Annotated in this window: 15 protein-coding genes; 3 read left to right on the top strand and 12 right to left on the bottom strand. The window is 42.4% G+C overall.

Translation table 11 applies throughout. The features are described from left to right. Positions 1-159 precede the first annotated feature (159 nt). The 5 genes from RH061_RS13835 to RH061_RS13855 form a co-directional block, all read right to left on the bottom strand. Positions 160-1,254 carry a threonine aldolase family protein gene (locus RH061_RS13835; RefSeq protein WP_311070966.1) on the bottom strand — a complete coding sequence of 365 codons (1,095 nt, stop codon included), beginning with the start codon at positions 1,252-1,254 and terminating at the stop codon, positions 160-162. Continuing rightward, entirely contained in the window at positions 1,247-1,816 is a 570-nt protein-coding gene (locus RH061_RS13840; RefSeq protein WP_311076399.1) for a GNAT family N-acetyltransferase, read from the bottom strand. The genes RH061_RS13835 and RH061_RS13840 overlap by 8 nt, the downstream gene beginning before the upstream one ends. A 129-nt stretch (positions 1,817-1,945) precedes the next feature. Next, a complete protein-coding gene (locus RH061_RS13845; RefSeq protein WP_311076400.1) occupies positions 1,946-3,586 on the bottom strand; it encodes an AMP-binding protein in 1,641 nt (546 codons plus the stop codon). A 158-nt stretch (positions 3,587-3,744) separates the two neighbouring features. Next, positions 3,745-4,314: an FAD-dependent oxidoreductase gene (locus tag RH061_RS13850; protein ID WP_311070967.1), complete on the bottom strand. Its 570-nt coding sequence runs from the start codon at positions 4,312-4,314 to the stop codon at positions 3,745-3,747. A 359-nt stretch (positions 4,315-4,673) separates the two neighbouring features. Then, entirely contained in the window at positions 4,674-5,807 is a 1,134-nt protein-coding gene (locus RH061_RS13855; protein WP_311070969.1) for an MBL fold metallo-hydrolase, read from the bottom strand. A 367-nt stretch (positions 5,808-6,174) separates the two neighbouring features. Between RH061_RS13855 and sda the strand changes: the two genes are divergently transcribed. Both sda and RH061_RS13865 read left to right on the top strand, forming a co-directional pair. Continuing rightward, positions 6,175-6,309 carry a sporulation histidine kinase inhibitor Sda gene (sda, locus tag RH061_RS13860; protein WP_311070971.1) on the top strand — a complete coding sequence of 45 codons (135 nt, stop codon included), beginning with the start codon at positions 6,175-6,177 and terminating at the stop codon, positions 6,307-6,309. Positions 6,310-6,455: 146 nt separating this feature from the next. Beyond that, entirely contained in the window at positions 6,456-7,364 is a 909-nt protein-coding gene (locus RH061_RS13865; RefSeq protein WP_311070973.1) for an NERD domain-containing protein, read from the top strand. A gap of 694 nt (positions 7,365-8,058) precedes the next feature. Here the strand turns inward: RH061_RS13865 and odhB are convergent. The 5 genes from odhB to RH061_RS13890 form a co-directional block, all read right to left on the bottom strand. Next, a complete protein-coding gene (odhB, locus tag RH061_RS13870; RefSeq protein ID WP_311070975.1) occupies positions 8,059-9,354 on the bottom strand; it encodes a 2-oxoglutarate dehydrogenase complex dihydrolipoyllysine-residue succinyltransferase in 1,296 nt (431 codons plus the stop codon). After that, a complete protein-coding gene (gene sucA / locus RH061_RS13875) occupies positions 9,341-12,196 on the bottom strand; it encodes a 2-oxoglutarate dehydrogenase E1 component (protein ID WP_311070978.1) in 2,856 nt (951 codons plus the stop codon). The genes odhB and sucA overlap by 14 nt, the downstream gene beginning before the upstream one ends. A 271-nt stretch (positions 12,197-12,467) precedes the next feature. Continuing rightward, complete coding sequence (locus RH061_RS13880) at positions 12,468-12,704, bottom strand: hypothetical protein (RefSeq protein WP_311070980.1); 237 nt, start codon at positions 12,702-12,704, stop codon at positions 12,468-12,470. Between the two features lie 174 nt (positions 12,705-12,878). Beyond that, positions 12,879-13,937, bottom strand: coding sequence for a tRNA 2-selenouridine(34) synthase MnmH (gene mnmH / locus RH061_RS13885; RefSeq protein ID WP_311070981.1), 1,059 nt, complete (start codon positions 13,935-13,937; stop codon positions 12,879-12,881). A 143-nt stretch (positions 13,938-14,080) separates the two neighbouring features. Further along, a complete protein-coding gene (locus RH061_RS13890) occupies positions 14,081-14,659 on the bottom strand; it encodes a hypothetical protein (protein ID WP_311070983.1) in 579 nt (192 codons plus the stop codon). A 464-nt stretch (positions 14,660-15,123) separates the two neighbouring features. On the opposite strand from RH061_RS13890, the gene RH061_RS13895 reads away from it, so the two are divergent. After that, positions 15,124-15,723, top strand: a complete 600-nt coding sequence (locus tag RH061_RS13895) for an SAM-dependent methyltransferase (protein ID WP_311070985.1) — start codon at positions 15,124-15,126, stop codon at positions 15,721-15,723. A gap of 71 nt (positions 15,724-15,794) precedes the next feature. Here the strand turns inward: RH061_RS13895 and trpA are convergent, their stop codons facing one another. Beyond that, positions 15,795-16,577, bottom strand: coding sequence for a tryptophan synthase subunit alpha (trpA, locus tag RH061_RS13900; RefSeq protein WP_311070987.1), 783 nt, complete (start codon positions 16,575-16,577; stop codon positions 15,795-15,797). Further along, positions 16,577-17,782 carry a tryptophan synthase subunit beta gene (trpB, locus tag RH061_RS13905; protein ID WP_311070990.1) on the bottom strand — a complete coding sequence of 402 codons (1,206 nt, stop codon included), beginning with the start codon at positions 17,780-17,782 and terminating at the stop codon, positions 16,577-16,579. Before trpB ends, trpA begins: the two co-directional genes overlap by 1 nt. Position 17,783 lies beyond the last annotated feature (1 nt).

Below are 17,783 nucleotides of genomic sequence, written 5' to 3' on the forward strand. Positions count from 1 at the left end.
CATTAACCTGAAACCTTGATATTGATTCAGGTATATACACTATATTATAGGGAGTAATGATATTAATTAATATATTGCCGGTGCAGTTGTAACAAAATGTTCAAAATGATGTTCTAAATTTCGTCAACGGTGTGTGATTTATTTGCTAAATTGTAAATATCATGATGGGAATTTATTTCTCATGCATTCATCCAGCTGTATAAAGGCATGTTTCACTGCTTCTATTGGAATTTCTCCATAACGATCCCCAACACTTACTTCAAAATAACATGATGATTCTCCCGTTGCCCTTAGGTGATTTATTAACCCCACTCCTGTTTTGCCCATCACTTCAATTAAGACCGTCTCTATCTCCTCTTTAGGCTGAGGAAAATGAACATGAAACATGTTCGAAACGGGAATCTTGGGAAGAGTCGATACAGAATGGCACGAATTATAGAAGTCCGCCAGTTCCTTTGCATTCTCATAATACAGCGGCATTTTGTTTGATTTCTGGTTGAAGTAATGATCTGCTGAAACAATATATGGGTAAAGGCTAATCAAATCTCCGCCATATCGCCTTTTCCACACCTTTGACTTAGTGACGAATTCTTCCCCGCCCGCAAGGATTGCACCTGCAATCCCTCCTATTCCTTTGTAAAAAGAGAGATAGACACTGTCAAAAAGTTCGCACACTTCCGAAGCCGTTTTCTCATAATAAGGCAGAACTTCCAGGAGCCTCGCACCGTCAAGATGCAGCCTGATCCCATTATTTCGGCAATATTTTGATATGCCTTCAAGAGTTTCATAGCTTGGAAGCTGCCCGCCAATTTCTCTCTGCGGCAACTCCAGCAATAAACAAGCAACGGAGTCCTCCATGGATACTACATCTTCAAGCTCGATGACACGGGTTTCATCTGCAATGAGGGTCGTTTTGATATTATGCAATTCCTTTAGTCCGTCTTCCTCGTGGATTTCCAGGTGGCTTAAAGGATGATACGCTACTTTTGGCAATCCTTTTTCATCACACCAAATGCGCAATGCGATTTGTTGTGCCATCGTTCCGCTCGGAAAGAAAACAGCCCTCTCCTTGCCGAGGAACGCAGCCATTTTGTCCTGAAAGTCCTCAATTACTTTTCCTTCTCCATAAAGATCACTATCAAGCTGCCCATCGACATCTTCAAATGCATCCTTTAAGACCTGGATATTTCGCCTTCCATGGCCGGTCAACTTATATTTTGATTGATCAAAAGCTTCCTGTAAGGCATTATTCATTGCTTATCTCCTCATCAACATGATTTAAGCGCCCCATAACAATCATATTATAGTACTTCCCGTCAGATAAAAGTTTGTCATCCTTCAAGATGCCTTCTACCTCAAAGCCCAACTTTTCATAGAGTGCTTTGGCATTTTCATTGGATTCCATCACATTCAGAGTCATTTTCTTAATCCCTTCCCCGTCTGCCCATGAAATCGATTCTTGTAAAAGGTTTTTGCCAATACCATAGCCCCAGAATCCTTTTAAAACACAGACACCGAATTCCACCTTATGCCTGAACCTCTTCAGTTCAGTTCCAGCACATCTAGAAAAACCGATCAGTTTCCCATCAGTCTCAGCCACCAAAAATAGGTTCCTATCACTCTCCGAATCCGCTTTTATGAGTGTTCTAAATCCCTGAGCATCAATGAATGCCTCCCCTGGCTCGCGGTCAAGATTTTCAGTCTCCCCATCGATTTGGAGCCTTAACTCTGATAAAGCCTCGGCATCCGCTTCCACCGCAGATCTGATTATGTAATCCAGATCCTTAATTTTAAATTCCTTTTCATTAATCAGCATTGTATTTCCTCCAAAATATACCTTTAGCTTAATTTTAGTCATTTAGAACCTTCCTGTATAGTTCGAAACATCATACGACGGATTGCAAAAGGAAAAGGATGGAATCTCTGTGATTCCATCCTCTCCTCTTTATACATTCTTTAGCTCTTCTACAGCTTCCAATGCTTGTTCTTTCAGCTTGAACTTCTGTATTTTACCTGACGCGGTCATTGGATAGCTATCTGTGAATTCGATATATCTTGGGATCTTGTGCTTCGAAATTTTCCCCTTGCAATATTCTTTGATTTCTTCTGCTGTAGCAGCTTCTCCATCCTTTAAAATGATCCAGGCCATGACTTCCTCACCATACACGCTGTCTGGGATGCCTACCACCTGGACATCAAGGACTTTCGGATGTCTGTACAGGAATTCTTCGATTTCACGCGGGTAAATGTTTTCCCCGCCCCTGATGATCATATCTTTTAATCTGCCAGTTACTCGACAATAGCCGTTTTCATCCATGACTGCAAGATCCCCTGTATGGAGCCATCCTTCACCATCAATTGCTTCCCTTGTTGCATCAGGATTTTTATAATACCCGTCCATTACATGATATCCGCGAGTGCACAGTTCTCCCTGAACTCCTCTTGGAACTTCCTCCATCGTGCCCGGCTTGACGATTTTCACCTCGACCTCAGGAAGGGCTTTACCCACTGTTTCCACCCTCAATTCGAGTGGATCATTCGTCCTGGTCTGCGTAATAACCGGAGAGGATTCTGTTTGGCCGTAGGCAATGGTAATTTCTGTAGCACCCATTTTTTCATTGACTGCCTTCATCACTTCAATCGGGCAATTGGACCCAGCCATGATTCCAGTTCTCAAAGAGGACAGGTCATATTTTTCGAAGTCAGGATCATTCAGCTCAGCGATGAACATAGTTGGAACCCCGTGAAGTGCAGTGCACTTTTCTTTTTCGACTGTCTCAAGAACTGCTTTTGGGCTGAATTCCTGGACCGGCACCATTGTAGCTCCCACAGTGGCACAAGCGAGCGTCCCCATTACGCAGCCGAAGCAATGGAAAAACGGGACAGGGATACACAATCTATCTTGGTCCGTAAGCTTCATTGCGGAGGCAACATTATAGGCGTTATTGACAATATTGCTGTGAGTCAGCATAACTCCCTTAGGAAATCCAGTCGTACCTGAAGTATACTGCATATTAATGACATCACTCTGCTTCAGAGTGGCCATTTGTTCGTCAAGTTCTTCCTCTGTCACATTATCGGCCATATCCAGGATGTCCTGCCAGCTGTACGTCCCTGGAAAACGTTTTTCCCCCATTACAATGACATTTTTCAAATATGGCAGAGTACTGCTATCAAGCTTTCCAGGTTCACTCGATTTCAACTCTGGGACAATCTCGTAGACCATGTCAATATATGAAGCATCCTTAAATTGCTCCATCAATATGATTGTCGTAGAATCCGACTGTTTTAATAGATACTCCAATTCAGCCGTCCGATAATTGGTGTTGACCGTCACAAGGACTGCCCCCATTTTTCCAGTGGCAAATTGGGAGACCACCCATTCAGGCGTATTAGAGGACCACGCAGCAATATGTTCGCCTTTCTTCACTCCAAGCTTCATTAATCCTCTGGCAGCTTTACGGCAAAGCGTGTTGAACTCCTTATAATTCATCCTCAAGTCACGGTCTGAATATACGACCGCTTCGTGTTCCGGATAATTCCTGGCTTGGACTTCCAATAACTCACCTACAGTGTATGGCAGCAAATTTTCCATTCAATCAACCTCCTAAATAAGTTTAATTATGTAAGCGTTTACTCATAACTATAACACCCTTGTTTGAATATTCAATATTTTTAAAATTCATTCCTTCCTTTTTACTAAAAAATATAAAAAAAAGCAGGGAAAATTCCCCGCTTTTATGGTCACGTATCATGCCACATATAGGTTTTTCCAGTTTCCTTTGACACAATCGAAATGCCGATTGAAGCTCCATGTCCTGCGGCAATGACTGATTGACTTGAAAGACCCGCTAACAAGCTGGTGATATAAAGATTTGGAAGTTTTGTGGTTCCATCGCGATCAATTCCCATAACCTTTTTAATTTTACCGCTAGGTACCTTTTCATTCACTGCCAACTCAAAGCCAAGCTTCTCTAGCAGTGAAGTTTGAAGGTTCGTAGCAATAACCACATACTTTGCTGTCAATGTTTTTCCGTCAGTTAAAATGACTGAATAGCCTTCATCATTTTGGTCGACAGATTCCACTGCACCCTCGTACCAGTCAGCACCTGAAGCAATTGCCTGCTCCTTAATGTTCTCCAGAAGATCTGAACCAGTAATTTCCTTTACGCCCGGATAATTAATTAATTTTGAAACTTGCTTGATCTGGGATTTCCGTGAATCAACGACTGCCGTCTTCAACCCGCCCTGGGAAGTATATATTGCAGCTGATCCACCTGAAATCCCGCCTCCAACTACTAGTACATCCAGCATTTGATCTATTCCCCCTGAATCTTATGTATCCTCCCCCTATCTGCAGGGAGGTTATTTTTAAAATAATTTGGAAATCAAATAAATGACTCCTGCCAGGAGCCATACGTACGTGCCCGGTCATATAGGGGGAAAGCCAGAAAACTTCCCTTGCCCTTCATCACCTGTACGCTTTGGTCCAATGCCTCAGGAACCCCCAGCACATTGGTTCGTTTTATCTTTTTCTTCTTCCAAAATTCTCACCTCACAAGCATAAAGTGCGCACAGTATTACGTTTAAAAAGAGGAAAGCTGTGCTCTCCTCTTTTTCATAGTATTTACACGGATATGAAGCTTAATAGCCTGTAGAAGCTGAACAAGGCATTAATGAGTGTGGTGCACAGCACAGCGGTTAGGGCCGATTTCCAGCTCCATCGCTTCTTCTGCTGTCACTTCTTTTACCCCGCGGTTGATCGCAACGATATCTTCAAAGTTTGGTGGTGTCTCGCTTGATGCGGATTGTGCTACATGGTCGACGAACTCTTCAATTGTTTTGCCGGTCATGATTTCATTTTGCTTGCGGATCAGACCTAACTGGCTTCCAATGAAACCTTCTTCATTTACTTCGTCATCAAAAGCAGCATAGTGTCCTGGCAATACGATTACATCATCCGCAATTTGGGAAACTTTGCTATAAACAGTATCATACAGGTCTTTTGCCCACTCAGCAGCCTTGCCGCCGAGGTCTGGGCGGCCAAGCCCATTTACAAAAATAGTATCGCCAGAGAAGAGAAGTTTATTATTCACAAAGAAAGAAACACTTCCCGGGGTATGTCCAGGTGTCTTAACGGCTAAGACTTCAAGTGAAATGTTATCAAACTCAATTTTATCATGCTGCTCAAGCGCTTCAAAGTCAAATACAGCACCTTCACTCTTCATAAGGTAATACTTCGCTCCCGTAACCTCCGCCAGCTCCTTGCCGCCCGATAAGTGGTCAGCATGAAGGTGAGAATCCACGATGTGAGTGATGTTTACATTTTCGCTTTTGGCAATGTCAGTATAACGGTTCGTGAACCTTGATGGATCCACAACAAGTGCCTCGTTTTCAGATAGGACCATGTAAGAAAGGCAGCCTTTGCCAACACGAATGAACTGAAGCACTTTGATTTTTTCATCTTTATAAACCTCAACAGGATAAAGATATTCGCTCCAAGACTTCATTCCCCCAGAAAGATAAGACACATCAAATCCCGCATCAGAAAGCATTTCAGCAACCATTACAGAAGAACCTTCCTTGGCGCAAATCACCACGATGTCTTTATCCTTAGGAAGCTGGTCAACTACTTCTTCCACACCATCGATCAAATCAAAGTAAGGGATATTAAGATATTCAATATTTTCCCCTTCAACCTTCCAGTCTTCAAAATCCTTTACATTCCTAACGTCAAAAATAAAGAATTCTTTTTTGCTTACTACCCATTCATTTAATTTTTCAGCAGTAATAGCTTGCATACCCATTATAATTCCTCCCGTTGTAAAAATTGATTATGTTGAGTATCAAATCCCCACTCGATACCCTTATGGGTATATAATAAATTCTTCGAATGTAAAATGCAAGCTTTTTTTGTTAAATAATGTGGCTATGGTGGTTTTGTACATATCCGATAATTAAATGGAGGCTTTCGAATTCGTTAGATTAACAATGTGGAGGCGGCTTTTAAAGCAGTTCGAGTATTAAGGTTTTGCCCCAATACCAAAACAAGAAAAAATTTCTAATAAAAATTCTTCATAATGGGTTTTCAAAACTTTAATAAACCTTTACAATGAATGAAACTATACAATATAGTTTGAAAATTCAATCCATTCTTACCGAGGAGGAATGCAAATGAAAATTATGAGCAATGAAATGTTGGTGGTCTCGTATCGTGATGCATTAAAGTCGGAAAGTGATAAAGAATGGGCAAAAATACTTAAAACAGAAATCTCAAAAAGAGGATTAAAACCATTTAAGAACCGTTAATCAGAAACATCGTCGCCACGTGACAAAGCCGCTTGCTGCCAGATTGGCAGTTGAGCGGTTTTTTTATTTATCAAAAATTTAACAAAAAATTCACAAAATTACTTTTGTGGATAGATTAAAATTAGCGTATAGAAAGGAAGTGGATCATGCTACTAAAAACACGCACTGAACCAACTGAGTTAATCGCATTGCGACATCTAAACAAAAGAATGGAATTATCATCATCGGATAAATTCCAGCTTTGGACTATGGAAAAAGGTTTTACCGGAGAAGTGCACTTCGACCGGATGACCGAAAGCCTCGCGGAAGAAAGGTTTATTATCGACGATCTCCTGCTCAAAGCGAATAATTCTTATTTCCAGCTGGATAAAGTGATCATTGCCCAAGATGCAGTGTATCTTATCGACATCAAATATCACGAAGGTGATTACTATCTCGAAGGGGACAAATTATATTCGGTCAATAGAAGACGAGAGTACAAAAACCCCGTCATTCAGCTGACACGAAGTGAAACCCTCTTCCGGCAGCTGTTGCAAAACCTCAAGATGAATCACCTAGTCCGTGCCACTGTCGTCTTCAACAATCCTGAATTCACCCTCTACCAGGCCCCGATGGATCAACCAATCATATTACCCACACAAATTAATCGGTTCCTAAAAGAATTAAATAATACTCCCTCCAAGTTAGATGAAAGCCACAAGAAACTTGCCCAAACACTACTTTCCATGCATCAGGTTAAGAACCCGTTCGCCACTCTGCCAGAGTACCGATATGACCACCTGGAAAAAGGAATGAATTGCCGCGAATGCGGGTCATTGAATACCGAAATTGATCAATATGACCTCGTTTGCGGAAAGTGTGGGACGCGCGAAAGAATTGAAAAAGCAATCGTCCGGCACATAGAGGAAATCAAAGTTCTGTTTCCAGAAAAGAAGATCACCACGCAAACCGTTTATGATTGGTGCAATGGGAAGGTTAGTAGGAGGACGTTCTTGAGGGTGTTGAAGAAGAATTATAAATCAACAGGAAAGACTAAGGATTCTTATTTTGATTGAAACACGAATTAAGTGATGAATTATAGTCCGTTTTTTTATTGAGTCTATTAGTAACATTGGATTCCTGACAGCTTTGGGCTCGAAACACTGATACCTGTCACAATAACGGCGCTTTCTTGACAGCTTTGGGCTCGAAACACTGATACCTGTCACAATAACGGCGCTTTCTTGACAGCTTTGGCCTCGAAACACTGAAACCTGTCACAATAACGGTGTTTTCTTGACAGCTTTGGGCTCCACACACTGAAACCTGTCACAATAACGGTGTTTTCTTGACAGCTTTGGGCTCGAAACACTAAAACCTGTCCCAATAACGGCGCTTTCTTGACAGCTTGGGCCTCGAAACACTGAAACCTGTCACAATAACGGTGTTTTCTTGACAGCTTTGGGCTCGAAGCACTGAAACCTGTCACAATAACGGTGTTTTCTTGACAGCTTTGGGCTCGAAACACTGAAACCTGTCACAATAACGGCGCTTTCTTGACAGCTTTGGACCCTACACCCTGATACCTGTCACAATACCAACAGTTTTTAAACCAATCTGGCTTCAACCACCCTTAAATCTACCAAAATATCGAATCATGCTTACCCAGCTTTGTCGATTTGCTTTACCACCAGTCACCGCAACATGTCCCATACCTAATCAAAAAAAAAACAGCACTGCCGACTAATTTTCCGGCAGTGCTCTTAATGTTTACCCCTGTAACAACAATGATTCTGGGTCTTCCATCAATTCCTTGATACGCTTGAGGAAGGTAACGGCTTCTTTTCCGTCGACTATTCTGTGGTCATAGGATAATGCGATGTACATCATCGGTCTGTTTTCCATTCGTTCTTTATCGATCGCTACTGGGCGCAGCTGGATTGTGTGCATTCCCAGGATACCTACCTGTGGGCCATTGATGATTGGTGTTGATAGCAATGATCCAAAGACGCCACCATTTGTGATTGTGAAACTTCCTCCCTGAAGGTCTTTCAAGGATAGTTTGTTGGTTCGGGCCTTTTCAGCCAGTTCGTTTATGTCATTTTCGATTTCGGCGAAGTTTTTCCTGTCTGCATCCCTGATGACTGGGACTACAAGTCCTTCGTCCGCAGCGACAGCGACTCCAATGTCATAGAACTTCTTAAGGACGATTTCGTCTCCCTGGATTTCAGCATTCAGGTAAGGAGTCTTCTTCAATGCTGCTACAACTGCTTTTGTGAAAAAGGACATAAAGCCTAAACGGACATCATTTTCTTCATAGAAACGGTCTTTCCATTTTTTCCTTAGTTCCATTACGGCCGTCATATCGACTTCATTGAAAGTCGTAAGCATCGCCGCTGTCTGCTGGACTTCAACCAGCCTGTTGGCAATTGTCTGACGTCTGCGTGACATTTTGATTCGCTCAACGCGGCCGTCATCATTATTTGAGTTTCCGGCAGGAGCAGCCTTTGGCGCAGCTGTTTTTTCACCAGCAGGCTTTTGAGTATTTTTTTGCTCTGGAGTATAAGACTCCACATCCTGTTTCCGTACTCGGCCAAGTGGATCTTGAGAGGTTACCTGGCTCAAGTCGATGCCTTTTTCCCTGGCCAGCTTTCTTGCAGCAGGTGACGCGATGATCCGCTCTGATGCTTCCTCAGCAGCAGGCTGATTACTTGATTGGCTCGCTTCAGTGCTTTCCCCTTCTCCAGCACTTCCAGCAGTCTCATCTGGCGACTCGGATTCTCTGCCTGTGCTAGATGCTGCAGAATCATTCCCGGTATTATCTCCACCTTGCTGATCGCCAACGATGGCGATGGCTTCCCCTACCTTCACTGTATCTCCTTCTTCAGCGAGTAACTCAGTCAGTACTCCATCGTAGTCAGAGATAATTTCAACATTTACTTTATCGGTCTCCAATTCAACAACATATTCACCTTTCGCCACTTGATCACCCTTTTTCTTCAGCCACTGGGCAATCGTTCCCTCGGTGATTGATTCGGCTAATTCCGGAACTTTAATCTCTGCCATTTTCATTTCCTCCTCCATTTGTCCTTGTCAGTGCATCATTTACAATTCTTGCCTGCTCCAACTTGTGGATGTTTGGATCTCCCTCTGCCGGGCTTGAGCGTCTTCTTCTGCCAATATAGGAAGCTTCCAGCCCATTCGGTGCTGCTTCATTGATTCTAGGCTCAACAAATGTCCATGCACCCATATTCTTTGGTTCTTCCTGAACCCAGACGATTTCTTTCAAATTAGGATAACGACCTAACATCTCTTTTAATAGTTCAAGAGGGAATGGATAGATTTCTTCGATTCTCAATACATGCAGCCATCCATGCTCTTCTGGTTGTATTTTTTCAGCGATGTCTATGCTCACTTTTCCTGTGCACAGTACAACGCGCTCGACTTTTTCCGGCTGGCCTCCAAGTCCTGGCTGCTCAATGATCGGCTTGAAACTGCCTTCTGCCAATTGCTGTGGATCCGCCGCAACGGTAGGGTTTCTCAACAGACTCTTAGGCGTCATCAACACTAGCGGACGTACAGCTTCCTGTTTTAAAATCGCCGCCTGTCTCCTTAGGATATGGAAATATTGCGCCGCAGAAGAAAGGTTTGCAACCGTCCAGTTATTTTCAGCGGCGAGCGTTAAGAACCTTTCCACTCTTCCACTTGAATGCTCTGGCCCCTGTCCTTCATAACCATGAGGCAACAACATGACAAGACCTGATTTTTGCCCCCACTTCGCTCTTCCAGCCGCTACAAATTGGTCGAATAATACCTGGGCAGCGTTCGCGAAATCCCCGTACTGTGCTTCCCAGAGGACCAAGGTCTCTGGGGCGAACACATTATAGCCATATTCAAAGCCTACTACCGCAGCTTCAGAAAGCGGACTGTTATGAATCGAGAATGAAGCTTTTGCATCAGGCAACACATGAAGAGGCGAAAACTGCTTGCCAGTCTCACTGTCATGCAGTACTAGATTCCTCTGGGCGAAGGTTCCTCTCTCTGAATCCTGCCCAGTCAGTCGGACAGGCGTGCCATCCTTTATGATCGAAGCAAATGCTAAAGTTTCAGCGAGACCCCAGTCGATTTTACCGCTTTCAGAAAAAGCATCCTTCCTTCTTTGAAGGATTTTCTCCAGCTTATTGAAGACATTGAAGCCCTCTGGCCAGTTAAGTAGATCACTATTTATTTTCCTTAATACTTCAATTGGAACCCCAGTTTCGATTTGCGGTATTCCCATTTCCACTACTTCTGGGATTTCCGGTTCATTCTTGACTTCTTTTTCCTTATTAGGTACCTTTTCGTACGCTTCTGTCAGTCTGTTTGAGATTCTTTGCTCAATCTGAGTCCGCGTCTCTTCTGACATAGAACCTTGTTCTACAAGCATATTTCCATAGATTTTCTTGACAGTCGGATGTTTATGGACCATCACATACATTTCAGGATTGGTTGTCATTGGCTCATCCATTTCATTATGGCCAAAGCGTCTGTACCCAATCAAGTCAATCAAGAAATCCTTTCCGAAGGTCTTTCTGTACTCAAATGCGAGCCTGGCAGCCATCAAGCATGCCTCTGGGTCATCGGCATTGACATGGATGATCGGAATTTCATATCCTTTCGCCAGGTCACTGGCATAACGAGTGGAACGTGAATCCATAGATTCGGTTGTAAAGCCGATTGTGTTATTTGCGATGACATGAATCGTTCCACCTGTTTTATATCCATGTAAACGACTCAGGTTCAGCGTTTCCGCCACGATTCCCTGCCCTGGGAATGCAGCATCGCCATGGATCAGGATGGCCATTGCTTTTACAGGATCATATTTTGCGTATCCCGGTTCATTCCTGTCATCCTGGGCAGCGCGTGTAAAACCTTCAACCACAGCGCCGGCAAATTCAAGGTGACTCGGGTTATTGGCCAGTGTCAGTCTGGCATTGGCTGTAGTGTCCGACTTGATTTTCCGGTCAAGTCCAAGATGATATTTCACATCGCCAGTCCAGCCGAAGTTAATCCCAATTGAACCTTCGGATGGCACAAGTTCTTTGTTTGGCGCGTGCTGGAACTCTGCAAAAATCATTTCATACGGTTTGCCGAGAACATGGGCTAGGACATTGAGTCTCCCCCTGTGGGCCATTCCAATGTTAATTGTTTCAACACCATTATTCACCGCACCAGAGATGACTTCATCAAGAAGCGGTACCATTGAATCCAGGCCTTCGATTGAAAACCTCTTTTGGCCGACAAAAGTCCGGTGCAGATATTTTTCAAAGTTTTCGACCTCTGTAAGGCGTTCGTACAAGCTGATTTTTCTTTCTCTATCCACATTAGGGATCAATTCACCCGACTCGACCTTTTGCCTTAGCCACTCTTTTTCAGCCATTTCATTTACTTGTTCAAATTCGTACGCAATCGTGTCTGAGTAAACCTTTTTTAAAAATTGAAAAGCCTCTTTGCCATTCTTAATAGAAGAAGGTGCGCTTGGGCAAACGAGATCTACCGGAATATCCGTCAAATCAGCGTCAGTCAGTCCCCATTTCTCATAGTCCTCAAGCTGAGGATCCTTGCTGCTGCCCTGCAATGGATAAATATTCGCAGATAAATGGCCATAGGACCGAATGTAGTCTGCATATCTTAATGCAGCTGCGATTTTGGCAGGAGATCCTGCTGGTTTTCCTGCAGCGACTTCTGCTCCATTACGAATTTCAGATTCGTTAGTTTGAAGATTAGAGTTCTGTTCAAAATACTCCCTGATATCAGCATCAACGGAATCTGGATCTTGAAGGAACATTTCATATAACTCTTCGACATACCCCTGGTTTGGCCCATGAAATCCTGGCCATGCCTTGCTTCCCGAAACTGGCTTTTTCACAAAAAAACCCCCTTGCCAATTCTAATAATCATTAATTATCTGTTACCTGTCGTGCTCATTTTTAACTGTCAATTCAAAGAATAATATTATAATTCAGATATCAACCGTTTACATAATATATTAACATGATATTTTCTTTTAACCAAAGGTTTTGACTATCAATATAGTGTTAATTTCACCATAAGCTTTTATTATTTCAATAAAATTCTATCTTTTAAAAAGGACAACAAAAAAACCGGTTATACCGGTTTATGAATTCATTGCTAATAATCTATAAACTCATCAAAGTAGCATACATGTTTTTAGGTGCAAAAAGATTATTTCTCTTTTCAATCTGACTAGTCTCAATCATCTCACTATGTTCTACAGGCATTTCAATATGCCCGCATGTGATGCATTTTTGAAATCTTGTTCCGGCTGTAAAAATGTCTACACCATCATTGGTCGTAAATCCAACATGTTCCTCGTGCAATGAAAAACGGTGGTGGCAATTTTTCGATTCGCGCATATTCATCCTCCTGTTTGAAGTGTTCCACATTTTAATTATATATCAAATATTCAGAATTTTGCGTGACGAATATCGAATTCAAGATCAAAATAATTTAACCCTGCGCTTTTGAAAAAGAAAAAAAGGGAAAGCAATTTATGCCTTCCCTACTTCATTACCTTTTATCAATCATTTTTAAACCGCTGTTGAGCCAGAAAGTGTTTTCTGTATCACTTTTTCAATATTCTTTATGACATCTGGGTCGTCTGCATCAATTTCTGTAAAAGGGCCCTTATATTCAAGTAGTGCGTGGTTGTAACGTGGATCATAATAATGGACCAGCAAAATCTCAATTAAATCTTTGTAATTTTTCTCCTCCAGGGCTATTGCCAGTGATGGTGAAATTTCGTGATTGATCCGCCTAATCAGCTTTGTTACCTTCTCCGTAACTTCTTCTTCAAACCAGCCTTGTCCAATAAATGGCTGGACATATTCGTTGTAAATTCGTTCGACTCTTTCTGGTATGGAGCTTTTCACCAGGTAATGGATCCCATTCAGCTTCTTCTGGAGCATCACTTCAGGCTGGGCTGCCCGTCCGATCCTTTTGCTCTCCGCTTCGATGATGAAGTAGGTTGAACCTTTTATCTCATTCAGCCTGTCAAACAGTAAAGCGTCAAATGTTTTTTGATTATGTGCCTCTCCCTTGCCAATCATTCCAAAAATAGATCCCCTATGGTTTGCCATTTTTTCTAGATCTACAACGGGGTATCCCTTTTCCTGGAGAGCCTGCAAAATATCCGTTTTGCCGGTACCAGTCATTCCATGCAAAACGATGGCCTTTTCGGGCAGCAGCTGAGGGATTTTCTCCAGAATGTATTCCCTGTATGCTTTATAACCGCCCTCCAGGCGCAAAGCTGGTATGCCTGCGTATTCAAGAAAGGACGCTACAGACCTGCTTCGCATCCCGCCTCTCCAGCAATGGATCACTGGCTCAGCACCAGTCTTTTTAAGGTCCTTAATCTCCCCCAGCAAGTGTGGGAGTTTCGGGGAAACAATCTCCATGGCTCTCCATTTTGCAGCTTCTTCACCTGAACGCTTAAAAATCGTGCCTATTTCTTGTCTTTCCTCGTCAGTGAATAATGGTATATTGACCGATCCGGGTATTGCCGAATCATTATGCTCGATTGGCGCCCTTACATCGACTGGTATGAATTCTTTTGAGCTGATTAATTCTTGTACTGATATATCTTTCATTTTCCGATTGACCTCCATGGTCGCATGTTTGAAACTACATCTCTATATTGTACCTAAAAATCGCAAAGTTTTCATCATTATATCCTTGAATCATCCTAACCCTATCATATTTATGAAAAGAAAAAACCGCAGAAACACTGCGGTTAACATGAAAACTTTTTTCCCACGAGTATGCTGACAGCCTGGCAGAATTCTTTCCACTGTCTTGGAAAGGAATCAAGGCCCCTGCTCTCATAGGTCCTGCCCTTTGTTTTTAATATTACTGACCAGCTGGTACCATCCACTACGATGCCGTCTGTTTGATAGTCTTCTTCCCACTCCCATAATTTCAATGGATACAGCTTCTTTTTAAAATCCTCTACGCTTCCAAATGTCCCTATTATTAGTGGCTGAGAAGCTTTTGAATCAAGATGCCATTCGAAATACGTGAAGATATTCCTTTTAAAATCTACTCTCACCCTCATTTCAGGACCAGGATATCCGTGCAGTACAACCGTCATCATGACCGGTTCTTTATCAGGCCTTATTGAAACGATATCATCTTTTACTAGAAATAATTCTTTGTTGCTGCTAACCAGAGTTTTTATATAGGAGGGTTCTACTATATCTTGTGCATTGCTAATAATGCTTTGATTTTGTTCACTCATTTCCTGGCAAATCACTGGTATCGTCGCATTTCCCTTTTTCCCTAAGATGTCGAGAATCGCTTCATACATTTTCATCTCGTTCAACGTCCTTTATTGAAACTGATTAATTCGCTATTTTAAAAAATGGCTCTGTTAAACACGGCTGTGATTTTCGTTCATGTCGCTTCGCCTACCACAACAATCAACAGAATGAAAACAACATGAGCTTTATCAGAGCCAAAAATTATTGATCAAAATCTTTAAATAAAGTATAAACAACAAATATTGTATTGTACTGTAACAAATCGCACGCTTTTACCAAAAAAACATTTATAAAGTTTGACAAATTCAGTCAATCTTTTCATTTATCTTTAATTTAATGTAGGTATTTGTCTTTTTCTGCGCTTTCCCGAGAAATAATTTTCAGAATAGACTGTCTATATTCCTCGAAGTCACACTACAAATGATTGGTTAGAACACAGAAGTTTAAAAATAGAGGATTACTGGTATAGAAGAAAAACCAGTATTTATTCTGGGTAAAAAAATCAGGAGTGACCAATATGATTGATTCAATGGCGAAGCAGTTCGAGAAGCCAAAAGGCATACTTGGAAAGCTTGCAGGTACTATAATGTATTTTGAGAACCGGAAAATTAACAAATGGAGTATAAGGAAGCTTCAAGTGAATAGATATGATAAAATCCTCGAAATTGGCTTCGGACCGGGGTATGGTATAAAGACTTTGATGTCAAATTATCGTGGAATTGAAGTGGATGGAATTGATTTATCTGCTAAAATGAAGGACGAAGCGACAAAGAGAAATAAAGAATGGATTGATACACGGAAAGTACATTTGACCATCGGTGATGTTGCCGACTTCCAACCAGATCATCGTTACAATAAGATGATTTCTGTAAACAATTACCCCCTTTGGGACCAGCCTCTTACTTCCTTAAGGCATTTATTTCAATTGTTAAAACAAGGAGGCAGGATTGTGCTAACTGTCCAGCCTCGTGAAGAAGGCTCGACTGCAGACACTGCCAAGCAGTTGGGAGAACGTATGAGCAAAGATTTACTTAATGCGGGATTCAAAAACCCAGAGGTCTCATATCTTGACGTTAGACCCGTTCTGACAGTATGTGTCACGGCTGAAAAGAAGTAGCCGCTGCTTTTTTGCAGCGGCTTTTTTTTTGGTTTAGCGACTCCCTTTGTCACAATTTATAAGATTAAAAGTTACTTATAAATTTGCAGACCAGCCTCTTCAGCGCTGGAAACGAGCTGTTTTATTCCCGCTAAATCATTTTGCTCCAATAAATCAATTATTTTACTGCCAACGATCACACCATCGCAATGCTGGCACACTTCTCTTACTTGTTCTTCGCTTGAAACTCCGAACCCCGCCAGCACTGGAACGGAACTGGATTTCTTTACCATATCTAAGAAACCGGCAAGTTCCTTGCTGAAATTGTTTCGTGCACCCGTGATTCCGGTTACGGTAACTGCATAAATGAATCCTGTCGCCCTCGCTCCGATTTCTCTTATTCTCTCAACAGGTGTTGTGAGAGTCACGAGCCTGATCAGTGAGATTCCCTGCTGCTCAAACGCTGGGAGAACGAAATTTTCCTCCTCAATTGGAAGGTCAGGAATGATACAGCCTGAAATACCAGCTTCCGCGGCATCCTCAGCGAACTTTTCGATTCCATATGCTACAAGGGGATTCATATAGGTCATCAGAATAAGAGGTACTGAGATTTCATTTTTGAAGGTTTGAATGGTCTCGAGTACCTTCCGCAATGTCGTCCCACTTCGAAGCGCACGGATGCCAGCTTTCTGGATGGTGGGTCCGTCCGCAACAGGGTCAGAGAATGGGATGCCAATTTCTATGGCATCAGCACCGCACTCTTGTAAATACAAAAGCTTTTCTTCCAGAGTTTCAAGTCCACCATCCCCAGCCATTATATATGGAATAAATGCCTTTTTCCCTTTCTCAGTAAGAGCTTTTTTAATTTTATCCATTATTCCAGTCCCCCTATTCTGTCCTTTATTGTCTGTACATCTTTATCACCCCGGCCAGATAAGCAGACAACAATACTTTCATCTTTACTCATCCTGGCGGCTAGCTTGACTGTGTATGCAATGGCATGGGCACTTTCCAAAGCAGGGATGATTCCCTCTAATTTTGAAAGCAGTTGAAAGGCATGAAGTGCTTCGTCATCTGTTACAGATTCATATGTGATTCGATTAATATCATGAAGATAACTGTGTTCAGGACCAATGCCAGGGTAATCCAGGCCGGCTGATATTGAATGTGCTTCCTGAATTTGTCCATCCTCATCCTGGAGAAGGTACATCATTGCGCCATGCAGCACTCCTGGTTTACCCTTGGTTAGTGAAGCAGCATGCTTGTCAGTCGAAAGGCCGAGTCCCGCCGCTTCTACACCATATATTGACACACTTTCATCCTCAATGAACGGATAAAACAAACCAATCGAATTACTGCCCCCTCCAATGCAAGCTACAAGAGCATCTGGCAGCTTTCCTTCCTTCTCGAAAAATTGCTGTTTCGTTTCTTTTCCGATGACACTTTGAAAGTCACGAACCATTTTTGGAAACGGATGAGGACCCATTACGGATCCAAGGATATAATGAGTATCCTGGACATTTGTGACCCAGTAGCGAAGAGCTTCATTGACCGCATCCTTCAATGTCCCGCTGCCAGCATCTACACTGATTACTTTTGCCCCCAGGAGTTCCATCCTGAAAACATTTAATTGCTGACGCCTGATATCCTCTTTGCCCATAAATATCACACATTCCAAATTAAGCAGAGCACATACTGTTGCAGTAGCAACTCCATGCTGGCCAGCCCCAGTTTCAGCGACAATTTTCCGTTTTCCCATCCTGACAGCAAGCAAGGCCTGACCGACAGTATTGTTGATTTTATGGGCACCTGTATGATTTAGGTCCTCCCTTTTAAGATAGATTTTTGCTCCGCCAGCATGCTCTGTAAGATTACTTGCCAGGTATAATGGCGTTTCCCTGCCGACGTAATCCTTCATTAATTTATTCAATTCGTTATGGAACTCCTCATCTTCCAGAGCCCTGTTGTATTCTTTCTCCAATTCGAGAACTGCCTGCATCAATGTTTCTGGTACGAACCTGCCACCGAAATTTCCGAAATGCCCTTTTTCGTCTGGTAAATTATAAGTAATTGAACTCATT

Source organism: Mesobacillus jeotgali (genome assembly GCF_031759225.1).
In the GTDB taxonomy this organism is placed as follows: domain Bacteria; phylum Bacillota; class Bacilli; order Bacillales; family Cytobacillaceae; genus Mesobacillus; species Mesobacillus jeotgali_B.